This is a genomic window from Nostoc flagelliforme FACHB-838 (assembly GCF_014698065.1).
Classification (GTDB): Bacteria; Cyanobacteriota; Cyanobacteriia; order Cyanobacteriales; family Nostocaceae; genus Nostoc; species Nostoc flagelliforme_B.
The window spans coordinates 1-13,800 of the sequence record NZ_JACJSI010000060.1 but is presented as its reverse complement, the minus strand read 5'-3'; the positions used below and the strand labels follow the sequence as shown (position 1 = coordinate 13,800).

Annotated in this window: 12 protein-coding genes and 1 pseudogene; 8 read left to right on the top strand and 5 right to left on the bottom strand. The window is 42.1% G+C overall.

Going from position 1 to position 13,800, the window contains the following annotated elements; translation table 11 throughout:
- Nucleotides 1-39: 39 nt before the first annotated feature.
- Together H6G97_RS23850 and btpA are read right to left on the bottom strand one after the other, a co-directional pair.
- Complete coding sequence (locus H6G97_RS23850) at nt 40-1,023, bottom strand: vitamin K epoxide reductase family protein (protein ID WP_190943116.1); 984 nt, start codon at nt 1,021-1,023, stop codon at nt 40-42.
- A 159-nt stretch (nt 1,024-1,182) separates the two neighbouring features.
- On the bottom strand, nt 1,183-2,031 hold the full coding sequence (btpA, locus tag H6G97_RS23845; RefSeq protein ID WP_190943138.1) for a photosystem I biogenesis protein BtpA: 849 nt from the start codon (nt 2,029-2,031) through the stop codon (nt 1,183-1,185).
- Between the two features lie 757 nt (nt 2,032-2,788).
- On the opposite strand from btpA, the gene rimO reads away from it, so the two are divergent.
- Complete coding sequence (rimO, locus tag H6G97_RS23840) at nt 2,789-4,108, top strand: 30S ribosomal protein S12 methylthiotransferase RimO (RefSeq protein WP_190943115.1); 1,320 nt, start codon at nt 2,789-2,791, stop codon at nt 4,106-4,108.
- Between the two features lie 264 nt (nt 4,109-4,372).
- Nucleotides 4,373-5,902, top strand: a complete 1,530-nt coding sequence (locus H6G97_RS23835; protein ID WP_190943114.1) for a DEAD/DEAH box helicase — start codon at nt 4,373-4,375, stop codon at nt 5,900-5,902.
- A gap of 273 nt (nt 5,903-6,175) precedes the next feature.
- On the opposite strand, the gene H6G97_RS23830 is transcribed toward H6G97_RS23835, so the two are convergent.
- Nucleotides 6,176-7,123: an aldo/keto reductase gene (locus H6G97_RS23830; RefSeq protein ID WP_190943113.1), complete on the bottom strand. Its 948-nt coding sequence runs from the start codon at nt 7,121-7,123 to the stop codon at nt 6,176-6,178.
- 79 nt (nt 7,124-7,202) lie between these two features.
- Here H6G97_RS23830 and H6G97_RS23825 point away from each other — a divergent pair, with 79 nt between their 5' ends.
- Nucleotides 7,203-7,352 carry a hypothetical protein gene (locus H6G97_RS23825; protein ID WP_190943112.1) on the top strand — a complete coding sequence of 50 codons (150 nt, stop codon included), beginning with the start codon at nt 7,203-7,205 and terminating at the stop codon, nt 7,350-7,352.
- A gap of 37 nt (nt 7,353-7,389) precedes the next feature.
- Here H6G97_RS23825 and H6G97_RS23820 read toward each other — a convergent pair whose 3' ends face one another.
- Entirely contained in the window at nt 7,390-7,614 is a 225-nt protein-coding gene (locus H6G97_RS23820) for a hypothetical protein (RefSeq protein ID WP_190943111.1), read from the bottom strand.
- A 473-nt stretch (nt 7,615-8,087) separates the two neighbouring features.
- On the opposite strand from H6G97_RS23820, the gene H6G97_RS23815 reads away from it, so the two are divergent.
- Together H6G97_RS23815 and H6G97_RS23810 are read left to right on the top strand one after the other, a co-directional pair.
- Nucleotides 8,088-8,291 carry a hypothetical protein gene (locus tag H6G97_RS23815; RefSeq protein ID WP_190943110.1) on the top strand — a complete coding sequence of 68 codons (204 nt, stop codon included), beginning with the start codon at nt 8,088-8,090 and terminating at the stop codon, nt 8,289-8,291.
- Between the two features lie 344 nt (nt 8,292-8,635).
- Nucleotides 8,636-9,169, top strand: a complete 534-nt coding sequence (locus tag H6G97_RS23810) for a hypothetical protein (RefSeq protein WP_242055159.1) — start codon at nt 8,636-8,638, stop codon at nt 9,167-9,169.
- A 121-nt stretch (nt 9,170-9,290) separates the two neighbouring features.
- Here the strand turns inward: H6G97_RS23810 and H6G97_RS23805 are convergent.
- Nucleotides 9,291-10,100, bottom strand: a pseudogene (locus tag H6G97_RS23805) (Rpn family recombination-promoting nuclease/putative transposase).
- Between the two features lie 234 nt (nt 10,101-10,334).
- Between H6G97_RS23805 and H6G97_RS23800 the strand changes: the two are divergent.
- The 3 genes from H6G97_RS23800 to H6G97_RS23790 all read left to right on the top strand — a co-directional run bounded on the left by H6G97_RS23800 (nt 10,335) and on the right by H6G97_RS23790 (nt 13,419).
- Nucleotides 10,335-11,768 (top strand): BCD family MFS transporter, encoded by a 1,434-nt coding sequence (locus H6G97_RS23800; protein WP_190943108.1) that lies wholly within the window; start codon nt 10,335-10,337, stop codon nt 11,766-11,768.
- A gap of 56 nt (nt 11,769-11,824) precedes the next feature.
- The gene (locus tag H6G97_RS23795; RefSeq protein WP_190943107.1) at nt 11,825-12,631 is read left to right on the top strand and encodes an inositol monophosphatase family protein; all 807 of its coding nucleotides are present in this window, start codon (nt 11,825-11,827) and stop codon (nt 12,629-12,631) included.
- Between the two features lie 215 nt (nt 12,632-12,846).
- Nucleotides 12,847-13,419 carry a hypothetical protein gene (locus tag H6G97_RS23790; protein WP_190943106.1) on the top strand — a complete coding sequence of 191 codons (573 nt, stop codon included), beginning with the start codon at nt 12,847-12,849 and terminating at the stop codon, nt 13,417-13,419.
- Nucleotides 13,420-13,800: the final 381 nt, after the last annotated feature.

The window sequence follows — 13,800 nt, the reverse complement described above, 5'->3', positions numbered from 1 at the left end:
AGTTGACTATGGAGTGAGAATTACTGAAGGACAGTGTATTTACCTAAAATACTTGAAGTTTCGAGGGCCTGTGTAACCAGAAACTTTCGCTAGTTCCTCCAAGTTCTGAACTCCGCTATAGCTTATACCATTGATGATCCAAGTGGGGAAGCCTTCAATTTTCGCGGCTTTACACAGTTCTGTTTGAGCTTTGAATCCCTCGGGAGCGCACTCTACCTTAATATCATTATTGATTATTTCCTCAGCTTCTTTACCAAAAAGCAGCTTTTGTTCATGGCAGTGAGGACACCAGTAAGCACTATATTCCTTTGCGCCTACTTTTGCCAGATGCTGTGCTAAAGCTATTTCTGCCTCACCAGAAGTAGTGGTAACTTCCCAACCGAACGCTGGGTTAGGGTTTTCTTTGGGAGTAAAGGTAATTTTTGTAGGTTGTCCAGGAGTTCCAGGTGTAACATTTGATTGATTCACGCCAGCATAGACACCTAAAGTACCAATCAGCGTTACCATGCCGACAATGATGGCGGTAAAAAAGATTTGTCCAATATCCTCCCAAGTCCGACCGATAATCGTTAGTACCAACAGGCTGAGGGAGAATAAAGCTGAACCGATACAGTATAGACAAATAGCTTTGATTTGAGATGTCAGCACGTACATCAAGTAGCCGCTAAAAACAGACATAGCGATCGCACCCGCCAGCAGCAGGAACCACGTCCAATTTTCCAATTGTTTGCGGCTATTATTTTCTCCTGATTTCAATACCAAGGGAGCCAAAGCAAATACAACCATACTGGTGTATGCCAAAAACCCAAATAAAGCTAATGGCTGACCAAAAACCGTTGCCCAAGGACTGGAAAGCACATCATTACAGCCCTTAGCACCAGCCTGTGCCAAGCAAGCGGCACTGCCTCCGGTTAACTTTTCTATGGTGAGATAACCTGTTATCAGGGCACCACATCCAGCGATCGCGGCAATCAATGGACGTGACCATTTATGAATCCAAGGAGTAGAACGGCGGCGAATCATAAATTGTTATTGGTTAATGGGCATTGGGGAGGCAGTGCGGTCTTGGGGTCTCTCCAAGTGGAGCAACTGCCATCATTGGGCATTGGGCATTGGGCATTGGGCATTAATTATTAATTATTTATATTTATTTATCCCCATGTCCCATGCCCCATTCCCCAATTAAGAATGTAACTTCACTTGTTTTGCTGATTTGCTTTCACCTTTGGAGTTCCAATTGCGACGGGAAGCTTCCACAAATTGACTGACGCGAATTGGGTCAATTGGTTGCTCAATGCGTCCGTGACGTTTCAGGGAACTGGAAACTATTACACCATCTGCTGCTTGCATCAATGTATCAATATTTTCCCAATTAGCCCCACTACCGATAAATACTGGTGTGCCATTTGCTGCACCACAAGCTAGTTCCAAATCTTCTAAGTTAGGAGGACTACCAGTAGCCCAGCCTGACAAAATTACTCCGTCTGCTAAACCCCTTTCAATGGTGTCTTTCACAGCGACTGTGAGATTTGGAGAACTCAAAGGACGGGCGTGTTTCACCAACACATCGGCCAGGATTTTAACATCACAACCCAACTCCCGTCGATAGCGGAGTAGTTGATGGGCTTCTCCCTCAATTAATCCTTGGTCGGTTGCCATCACGCCTGTGAGGACGTTAACGCGGATAAATTGCGCGTGTACACAGCTAGCGATCGCCATTGCGCTTTTGGCATCGTTTCGCAAAACATTTAACCCTATTGGCAAAGTCACCAAATTCTGTATCCGCTGCACCACAATGGTCATGGCACTCACAACCACTGGATCGACTTGGTTTTTGGTAAATGGCGCGTCGAAAAAATTCTCTACAATTAGACCATTAACCCCTCCACTTGCTAGGGCTGCGGCTTCTTGTTCGGCACGATCAATCACCGCTTTTAAACTACCTCCCCAACGGGGTGAGGTAGGCAGTGGTAGCAGGTGAACCACGCCAATAATTGGTGAGCGAGTTTTAAATATCTGATATAAGTCCACGTCTTTAATCCGCCTTGCGGAGTCCAGAGTCCAGAATTTTTTGACTATTGAACGCCAGTTCAACACCACTCCCCTGAACAGAGGAAACCTCTATATGGGGGTGGCTCTTCAACGGGGGAACCCCGCACATGACTGGCTCCCCTTGACCCTTGACTCTTGACTTTTCATTAACTAGTCAAATGTGTTTTATGATAGTCGGTTTACTGCCTCCTTCCTTAGATGGAAATTGGCGTGAAACCTCCCATAAGATATGTTAAGATAAAATCTGGCTACAAGAGGAGTTTGCCACTCACTAGACGCAAGGCAGCTTTCCGTGGTTTAGGCATCTTGTCCGCGCACAGTCGTAGGACTTGCCAATGGCCAGGGTAGCATTACTGCTTTATAGGCGTAGTCGCTTTCGTCGATTTCCCTGAGGGTAGCGACTTCTCACAACAAGCCCTTTGGGCGGCTTCCCGATGGGTAGGTTAACAACGCACACGCTGCGGTAATGTAAAATACCAATAAGCGAATTGTTAAAAAACATTACAAGTGTCAAATGTACCCAAAGACACTTCAATTTACCCTGGGGAACAGATTGATAAAAATATCATAACATGACCTCTATTTTTATTATTAATAGGGTCATAAGTCCACGGACAGTTGCTGACAGTGGAAATTTGCCACTGTACTGTTATTAGAAGGATAGTGATTAGGAAAAAAGCGAAATTAGCGCTGGAATGTTTGACTACAAGAAAAAAAATGAAGATATTTTTCAAATATGGGTGACAAGCCAACAATTGCCATTTCTCACCTGGGCTGCGAGAAAAATCGAATTGATACAGAACACATGCTGGGAATGCTCGTAGAAGCAGGCTACGGTGTAGATACAAATGAAGAGTTAGCAGATTACGTTATTGTTAATACTTGTAGTTTTATTGAAGCAGCCCGGCAAGAATCTGTCAGAACTTTGGTAGAACTGGCAGAGGCAAACAAAAAAATCGTCATCACTGGCTGTATGGCGCAACACTTCCAAGAACAACTTTTGGAGGAGTTGCCCGAAGCAGTTGCAGTGGTGGGTACAGGCGATTATCACAAAATTGTAAATGTAATTGAGCGTGTAGAACAAGGTGAGCGGGTTAAACAGGTTAGTATTGAGCCAACCTATATTGCCGATGAAACTACACCGCGCTATCGCACTACAACCGAGGGCGTAGCTTACCTGCGGGTTGCAGAAGGATGTGATTATCGTTGTGCATTTTGTATAATTCCTCATCTTCGAGGGAACCAGCGATCGCGTACTATTGAATCTATAGTCGGCGAAGCCGAGCAGTTAGTTAGTCAAGGGGTAAAGGAAATTATTCTAATTTCCCAAATCACCACTAATTACGGTTTGGATATTTACGGTAAGCCAAAATTAGCCGAATTACTTCGCGCTTTGGGGAAAGTAGATATACCGTGGATTAGAATGCACTACGCTTATCCCACGGGACTGACCCCAGATGTGATCGCGGCGATCCAAGAAACACCAAACGTCTTGCCTTATCTGGATTTGCCCTTGCAACATTCTCATCCAGAAATTCTCCGCGCCATGAACCGTCCTTGGCAAGGACAGGTAAATGATGGGATTATAGATCGCATCAAAACGGCGCTACCAACAGCCGTACTGCGGACAACATTTATTGTTGGTTTCCCAGGAGAAACAAGCGAGCATTTTGAGCATCTACTAGAGTTCGTTGGGCGACATGAATTCGATCATGTTGGCGTCTTCACCTTTTCCTCTGAGGAAGGAACCCCAGCTTATAAGCTACCAAATCAGTTGCCCCAAGAGGTGATGGACGATCGCCGATACCAACTGATGGAACTCCAGCAACCGATTTCTCAAAAGAAAAATCAACAGGAAGTAGGCAAAATAGTTGATGTCCTGATTGAGCAAGAAAATCCTGAAAGTGGTGAACTAATAGGTCGTTCAGGTAGATTTTCCCCAGAGGTTGATGGTCTGGTGTATGTCAAAGGCCAGGCAAAATTAGGAACCATCGTGCCAATAGCGATTCACCACGCTGATACATACGACCTCTATGGTCAAGTAGTCAATAACTAAGTTGTCATTTGTCTTTTGTTCTTTGTCTTTTGTTAAATGACCCTTACAAATTCATCCTTATACTAAGGTCAATGCTGCATTAATGGCAGTTTTCATGAGGGTTTACCTGAAATGCGGGCGGACTTGTTGGCATAGCCTCTCCAAGATTTGAGGCCTCGCTACCGCCCTAGGCTCACTAATGACTAATGACTAATGACTAATGACTAATAACTAATGACTAAATGACTAATCCAAAAATCCTTAGATAAAATTTAGGACGAATTAATGACTCTTTCATTTCAAGAATTAGGCATTTCCCAAGAGCGTGTCGAACAACTAGAAAAAATCGGTTTTACCGAACCCACTAATATTCAAGTGCAAGCAATTCCCCAATTGCTAGCCGGTCGTGATGTGGTAGGTCAATCTCAAACTGGAACAGGCAAAACCGCAGCATTTTCACTGCCTATTTTAGAGCGGCTAGATATTAATCAAAGAGCCGTGCAAGCCATAGTGTTAACACCAACTCGTGAATTAGCAATGCAAGTTCACGATGCGATCGCGCAATTCATCGGTAATGAAGGATTGCGGGTATTAGCAATCTACGGTGGTCAATCAATTGACCGTCAAATGTTACAACTAAAGCGTGGCGTTCACATGGTTGTGGGCACGCCCGGACGGGTGATCGATTTGCTCGATCGCGGCTGTTTAAAGCTGGATCAAGTGAAGTGGTTTGTGTTGGATGAAGCTGATGAAATGTTGAGCATGGGCTTTATCGACGATGTGATCAAAATCCTCTCACAAGCGCCCGTAGATCGCCAAACAGCTTTATTCTCGGCAACAATGCCACCATCGATTCGGATGTTGGTAAACAAGTTCTTGCGATCGCCTGCAACTGTCACCGTTGAACAGCCAAAAGCTGCTCCCAACAAAATCAATCAAGTAGCTTACTTGATCCCCCGCCACTGGACAAAAGCTAAAGCTTTACAGCCAATTCTGGAAATGGAAGATCCAGAAACAGCTTTAATCTTTGTCCGCACCAGACGCACAGCCGCAGAACTAACCAGTCAGTTACAAGGCGCTGGTCACAGTGTTGATGAATACCACGGTGACTTATCCCAACAAGCGCGGGAACGGTTATTAGTCAGATTCCGTAACCGTCAAGTTCGTTGGGTGGTAGCAACTGATATTGCAGCACGAGGATTAGATGTCGATCAACTCTCTCATGTAATCAACTTCGACTTACCCGATAGCGTAGAAACTTACGTCCACCGCATTGGCCGTACTGGTCGTGCTGGAAAAGAAGGAACAGCAATTTCCTTAGTACAACCATTTGAGCGACGCAAGCAGCAAACATTTGAACGTCATAACCGCCAAAGTTGGCAACTGTTGACCATTCCTACACGCGCCCAGATTGAAGCAAGACACATTCTGAAATTGCAAGAACAGGTGAGGGAAGCTTTGACAGGTGAGCGTTTGGCTTCATTCTTGCCGATTGTTAGCGAACTAATTGAAGAATACGATGCTCAAGCGATCGCCGCAGCTGCACTGCAAATCGCTTACGATCAAACTCGTCCCGCTTGGTTGAGTTCAGATGTAGAAATTCCCCAAGAGGAATCCTCTGCTCCCAAACCAAGACTCGGCAAACGTCGTGAATCTTCCAGCGATCGCCCCCGTGCTGCCTGGAAATCAGATAGCAGCAATGGTGAAGAAAGACACTCTTCTCCCAAGCCCAAACTACGGACAAGTGGACAGGATTCTTCTGCATCTCCTAGTAAAAAGATAGGTTCACCTACAGCTAGAGAATCAGCTTCTTAGTCAACAGTTAGAAGTTAATCAATTTTGGATTTTAGATTTTTAGATTTTTTCTTCAATCCAAAATCCAAATATAAAATTGGAGAGTTGAGAGTTAAGAGTCAAGATTTTGGCTTTGGCTCTTGACTTTCTGGCTTTTTTGGTAACTTTTTCTACCAGTTTGTAGGAAGATCAATTAAAGATGCAATGACAAACGGACACTACTAGACTTACTACCTGGTTGGGAGCTAGTAGTGTCAGAAATTTGAACTCCTGTGTTTGAGTAGTTCAAAAATACTACAGCCAAGGACGACTAACTTGTTCTAATTCTCCAATTTCATCATCGCTCAATCTCCAGCCCAAAGCACCAGCATTCTGTCGTACCTGTTCGGCTGTCTTTACCCCAGCAATGGGAATAACATTCCCCTGAGCAATTAACCAGTTGAGAGCAACTTGAGCAGGAGTGCGATCGTATTTTTCTCCGAACTTGCGTAGCAAAGAGATAACTGGGGCAATTTTTTGCAACCCTTCTTTGTTAAATCGCGGATCTACTTTCCTTGCACCAGTGGGGGTTTCAGTACTATCAATACTGTACTTGCCTGTAAGTAATCCCTGTGCTAAGGGACTATAAGCCAAAATAGTCACACCCAACTCACGGGCAGTTGCCATAATACCTTTACTTTCAACTTGACGAGTGAGTAAAGAATAGCGCACTTGGTTAACAGCCAAAGGCACTCCCCGGGCCGCCAATATTTGATGCGCGTCTCGCATTTGCTCTGCTGAGTAGTTACTCACACCGACTGCCGCAATTCTGCCCCGCTTCACTTCATCTGCTAAGGCATTCATCAAAGTTTGTTGACTTAAAAAGAAGGCAAAAGGCCAATGCACTTGGTACAGTGCGATCCGCTCAAGTTGTAGCCGTTTGAGGCTGGCTGTTAAAGCATCTGAGACAGATTGGGCTGTAAATCGCCACGGTAGGGGGCCAAATTTTGTAGCGATTTGTACAGGTTGTTGTGTCTGTTGCAGAAATTGCCCTAAAAATTCCTCGCTCTTTCCCATTCCATAGATTTCGGCAGTATCAAAGAAGGTAATCCCAGCTTCTAAAGCTGCGGTAAAGGCTTCTTGTAACTGTTCTGGGCCGTAGGCACTGCCATAATTCCAAAATAGTTTATCACCCCAAGCCCAAGTGCCTATGCACAAAGGTGTAACAGATGGGCCATTTTGCCCCAATGTGATGTTTTCCACGGTTGCAAAATTTAATTTATTTACATTTCTTTACTTTTATAGTGTATCGTTACAGACAAGATTGGGTGTGGGGAAGTTGATGCAGTATTTTCATAATGCGATCGCCACCATTTCGCCGCAACTCTTATTGTGCGTAGGCGTAGCCCGTCGTAGACATTGCGGCTTGCATAAAGATTTACAAATTACACCTGACAATATATCTATTCTCAGAATTCAGGGAGGTTATTAGCCTCCCTTTTATAATAGTTGAGCGTATTTACTTGTATTTATGAATTAGATGATTTATCCTGCTTGGCTTTTTTGATTAATTCCATGTAGACATTAATCTCACTAATTTCTATATCATGCTCAACTCTGGTTACTTTCCATTTCTCTTTTTTTAGGTATACTTCCTCTCCTACTCTGGGAGTAAATTGGAGATCGTAGAATTTTTTTAGAAAATCTTTTTGATTTTCTTCCCATAATATTACTTTGGCTGGTTCTTTACTCATTGCCTATGCCTTTTTGATTACTAGATGAAGGTAAGTAGTTGGATGACATGCATACGGCAAGTTTATCTTACTAATTCAAGGGAATAGCGTAGTTAAAACCACAATTTAATAGTGATATTTTTATGTGGTTTGATTGCATCCGATAAAGTTACAGAGAAATACTATGACTCTAATAAGCACCTATAATCAGAGTTTAATTACTTCTAGATCGCTTATTAAAGCAATCCATAGATTAAAGACTTCTTATGGCGAACCATGCTAGTAAATATCCTGAAACATTTCCATACTCACTAGTACAATCACTGTGTTTTCACTAATGCTGGAGCGTGATCGCTATTTTTTAGCTAATTCCTGCTCAATGTTGTGATAATTATTTGTTCAAGTTCTTTGACTTTTATTCTGATCATGATAATTCAACCCAATTTTACGGGAATACTTATAAATGGAAACCTAAATATTTTTGGGAGAGCATTATGCTTGGACTTGAAAAGATAACAGTTGGAAAAGTATTAAAAGCTGCAACAGTTGCTGTTGGAGTTGGTGCTGTAGCTATAGCTGCACCTATAGGGGTAGTTGCTGTTGTTGGGCTTACGGCTGCTGGGGCTGGTGCAACTTGGTTCGCAGAGAGTGTTGGAGATGAACTAAATAATAATGATAAGGATAAAAGTGACAGCTAATTCTCTCTACTTCAGGTAAAAGGGGAGAGTGTAGCAAATGAACAAAAAACCGGGTTAATCTCAAAACGCCTACTGTATAAAGATTGTGTCGATAGATTTAGTAGTTGATTTTTTAACATTACTAGTAGCTAATCTACCATTTGTCTATATAGTATGGCTTATCTCGGTTTTTGTTCCAATGGAAATAATACCCTATAAGTGCTATCAAGTCTATGAACCTGGACAGTTCGGCTTCCAATAATTTTATCTTCTCTAAATAACTAAATATGGGTGTATTTAACAAATTTACAGCAACGTTTCACGAGTCTAGACAATTTCTAAAAAGAAGTCTAGAAGAATACATAATGTTTAGCTCAGATGCTAAACAGTTAACTTTGACAAAAAAAATGGTTTTACTTCTCTGTCAACAAGCAGAATCTAGAGTTGAGCAATTAAAAAACTTAGAACCACACTCGGAGGAAGGAGTTATTGCGACAATAGAGTACAATAAAATTCAAATAAAATTACATTTTACTCCTGAAAAAATAACTCTTAATAAAGATTGCATTGAAGGGGAACTTCGCTTATTGAACCCCCCTCAGTTTGAAACCGAATCCATAGTTTACCGTTACCTGATTGCAGGTTGGACAAGATTTTTGGGAGGTAAACTTCCCAATGGGGCTTTACCAAAAGAGGTTAGAATTGAAAATAATAAGGTTTACTATACTCTTCTTCGAAATCAATTGCAGCTTTTAGATTCCCTTTTCCATAGTCTTGAAAATGGTTCTGCTTTGATAACTAACCTTCAACAAGGAAATTTAACTATTGAAACTTCAGTAGCTCTGAGTTGGAATAATTTTAAGCTTCAAAATCTGCTTCAACTTCTGAATCTCAAATAGGCATAATTTAATCTGTCATATTTTGGGGCATCGCTCTGTAAACTAGAAAAAGGCAATTGAGGATTTTAATCAAGCTTTCCTCATTTTGCAAAAATATGACAACAGATATGAAATGACCATTCTATATGTTTTGCTGTGCGGCAATCTGGACAGCTTCTATATCAACATTGAGGTGTTGAGCAATCTGCTCCATACTCATCCCTGTCTGTAGTAACAGAGGTACCGTAAGTTTCAACATTTCAGCTTTCTGTTCTTGTCGACCTTCTTCTCGTCCCTCGGCTTTCGCTTCCTGATAAACCTTTGTTTGTTCCAAAGTCAGTCCTAGCATAGCTTCAACTTCCTCTCTACTCAAGGTCGAAAACTTATAAACGGCGATTGTGGTTATGATGTCCAGTATTTCGTTTTTCGGCAGTGTGTCCGTTTCTTCTAATTTTACCCGCTTAATCAATTGCTTTGCTTGCTCTGCCATCACTTCATCCGATGCTAGAGTCAACTGCATCAAGTTGATGCCTATTGGCTGCTGATTAGTCGCGCTTAACTCATCTAAATAGATTCGCTGTACTTGATCGCTGTTGAGAAATATTCGATGAGTTTTTTGATCTCTTGGTTCCAAAGAGCGTGATGAAAAAATTACTACACAGAACCAGTCATCGTACTGAGAACGATTTCGGTTCAGGTACATCAGCGACTCGATGAAGAACCGATGGTAAAGAGCTTCATCTCTTTGGAATTGAACTTCAGCAAAAAAGATCACTTTGGATGTTGCATCCTCTGGAGGTAAAAACACACCATCCATGCGAAAAGCGGTTTCTTTGACTTCAACTGATTCAAATCGCTAGTTTTGCCCTTGCAGAGGAGGATTATCAATCAGTTCAAAGAGTAACCCAGGAAAGCGCTTAAAAATTTGATAGTAAATGCAGTCTCGTTTCACTACTTCATCCTAAAATTCTCTTGTTATGCGTAGGCGTAGCCCGTCGTAGGTATCGCAGATTACAACCAAGCCCTAAAAATTAATCCTAACTTGGCTGAAGCATACCCTAATTGGGTGTATAATCGCTTGCCAAACGCAACTTCAACTTTTCGTTCGCTGATTTTGAGCGGGTAGGGTTTATCTTTATTTAAAGAGAGAGAGATTAAATCCTATAAACTATACGAAAAAGTAGCTATGGCAAGCGGTGAAGTATTTGATCCCAAAACAAAATCCCTATCTGTGCCAAGGGTAAACCTGCTGACTATGTTCCGCCTGGGTTTATTTCAGATGGGGTTGAGCATGATGTCTATCTTGACTCTGGGCGTACTCAACAGAGTCATGATTCAAGAAATAGCAATTCCGGCGACGCTAGTTTCAGTAGTTCTAGCACTGCCTTTATTTGTTGCTCCTTCGCGTGTCTGGTTCGGCCAGATTTCCGATGCCAAGCCGCTATGGGGATATCACCGCACAGCTTATGTTTGGGTGGGCGCGGCAATATTTGCGATCGCAGCATTTTTAGCTGTACAAGTAATGTGGCAGATGAATGTTGCTGGAAATAGTGCAGGTACTTGGGTATGGACAACCCAAACAATCGGCTGGACAGCACTTTTGGCTTTAGTTTTCGCTATATACGGTCTAGGAATTTGTGCTAGCGGTACTGCTTTTGCTGCTTTGTTGGTGGATATATCTGAAGAAGATAACCGTTCCAAAGTAGTCGGTGTAGTTTGGTCGATGCTAATGGTGGGGATTATTGTTGGGGCGATTATTAGTGCCAGCTTGCTAAGACAGTTAACTCCAGAAGCAACAGTAGAAACCTTGCAGCCAGCAATCAATAGATTGTTTACTATCGTCCCAGCAATTGTATTTGGTTTAGCGATCGCAGCAACATTCGGTGTAGAAAAAAAATACTCTCAATACTTAACCCGTTCCACACTGGTGAACCGGGAAGATAGCATTACTCTAGGCAGTGCTTGGAAAATCTTGACAGCTAGCCCACAAACAGGTATATTCTTCACCTTTTTACTGGTGATGACCATCAGTTTGTTTATGCAAGACCCGATTTTGGAACCTTATGCAGGTCAAGTGTTTAAAATGCCCCTAGCAGAAAGTACCAAATTAAATATTTTTTATGGGATGGGTTTACTAATTGCCTACGGCGTTACGGGCTTTTATATTGTCCCGCGTTTGGGTAAGCGCAGAACTGCACGTCTAGGCTGTATGTTAGTAGCATTCTGTGCAATATTGCTAGGTATATCAGGATTCACAGCTAATGCAGCAGTTCTCAAACTAGGTTTGTTCTTTTTCGGTTTAGCCGCAGGTTTCTTAACTACAGCAGCAATTAGCTTAATGTTGGATCTGACCGCAGCAGAAGCCGCAGGTACGTTTATTGGGGCATGGGGATTAGCGCAGTCCCTTTCTAGAGGTGTGGCGGTAGTAATCGGAGGTACAGTTTTGGATATTGGACGCAAGCTGCTACCTAGCCTAGAACTAGCCTATGGGCTGGTATTTGCTCTAGAAGCCGTGGGAATGGTGCTATCAATTTGGTTTCTGAATCGAGTGAACATCACAGAATTTCAAACGAGTACCAAGCAAGCGATCGCTTCGGTTTTGGAAAGCGATTTAGATTAAACTGTATAGGGCATAGGGCATGGGACAAATGACAAATGACAAATGACTAATAACTAATGAATGATTTTTGGACAACAATTCTAGATTTTGCCCAAACTACGACTACTAGAGTGGGCAAGCAGCTAATGCAAGATTTTGGGAAAGTACAGGCTGACCAAAAAGCTGATGGTAGTTTGGTGACGCAAGCAGATAAATGGGCAGATCAGGAAATTAGGGATGCGATCGCTTCTAATTTCTCTGGTTATGGCATTTTGAGTGAAGAGAGCGATCAGTCATTTCCCGGTACGGAGTGGTGCTGGGTAATTGACCCTCTCGACGGCACAACCAACTTTACACGCGGCATTCCTCTCTGGACAATATCTCTGGGTTTACTGTATCGAGGCACACCCATTTTTGGGTATATTTATGCACCAACCTTGAATCAAGCTTTTCATGGTTTTTGGGCGGGTTCATCTGGTTTAGCAACACCAACAGGAGCATTTCTCAACAACCACCCCATCCACAGCAGTGTAGATAGTCCTAGCAATAATCACTTTTTTAACCTCTGTTCGCGCAGCACCGCAGCTATTAAAAACGGCTTTCCCTGCAAAATTCGGATGTTAGGTGTGGCTAGCTATAACTTTTTGACAGTTGCTACTGGAGCTACTCTAGGCGGTATTGAGGCGACACCAAAAGTTTGGGACTTAGCCGGGGCTTGGGTAATTGTCCAGGCTGCTGGCGGTGTCTGGTCATCGCTGAAATTAGAACCGTTTCCATTATCACCGGGAGAAGATTATAGCGATCGCTCTTTTCCTACCCTTGTTGTCAGTCGTCCCGAATTAGTTCCGGTATTTCAGCCTTTACTCGAAGGCGTAAAAATTTAATTTGCCGTTCATTTATCTGGAAACAATGATTTTGTCAACCAGCCTAATAGACATCAGTATACTGATATTAAACTTCACAAATCCATAGTCAAATAAAGAATCTAGTATAAATAAAGTTAGTAATAATCCTGATTTAAATACAAGACCAGTGTAGTTATTAATTTAAGTAAAGCTGTGACTTTGATCACACTGGTTGATTTAGTATAAATAGTTTTATGTTGTCTAATCTAGATTTAATTCGAGAGTTTGTGCAAAACTCTATCCAAAAAAAAGACGTTTTGTTGTCAAATCCCGTTTTGACAGCGCAAACAGTGTATAAAACAAACCAACTTACAGCGAAATCTGAAGGCGTGATTGCCACCGTCCAGTTATCTAACACCCTATCTGAATTCTCGATTTCTCCAAAATCATCCCAGTGGGAATTGATAAATCAGGCATTAGCAGAATATAGTTATCTCCTCAAAGGAGAAGTAGATAGTCGGGGTTTTTATCAGTATCAATACAGCGAAATTCCCAAAGGCTATCAGATGTACTGTACTAAATCTGTGCTTCTATGGCGAGCTTGGTGGAAATATCGTAAGTATACTTTAAGACCAGGGATTCCGTTGGAACTTCTGATTAGAAGACGTGATTCATGGTATCCAATTCGAGATTTAATTATTAGTGACGGACTTCTTTATATCAAAACCTTAGGAAGCGAGATAGCACTTGACTCAGAAGACTTAGTTACTTGGTTAAGCAAAATTGATGTAACCAAAATTAAAGAAATACCTACTACACAGACATAAACCCCATCCATTTTGAAACTTGGAGTTTTTAAGGAGAGTGTATTATTTGATTGTAGCTTGAGTTATGAGCTTTACCCTAATTCCAAAAAACTATAGTTTTCATGGTAAACGCGATTTAGATGTGGATAAGGGTAAGTAGAATGGCGTGGAAAAACCAAACTATGTAAAGATAAATAAATACAGAGAATGTATCTACTGAGGTAAGCAAGATATGGGTGCTCGTATAAGGGTATTCTTAACTCGTGAAGATGACAAAACCCTGTTAAACCTAAGAACTGTGGATGTACCACAGAAAGTTAAAGACCGAGCAGAGGTGGTTAGGCTAAATGCACATGGCTGGTACGTGGAAAAAATAGCTGCCCATTTTAATTGGACTCCTCA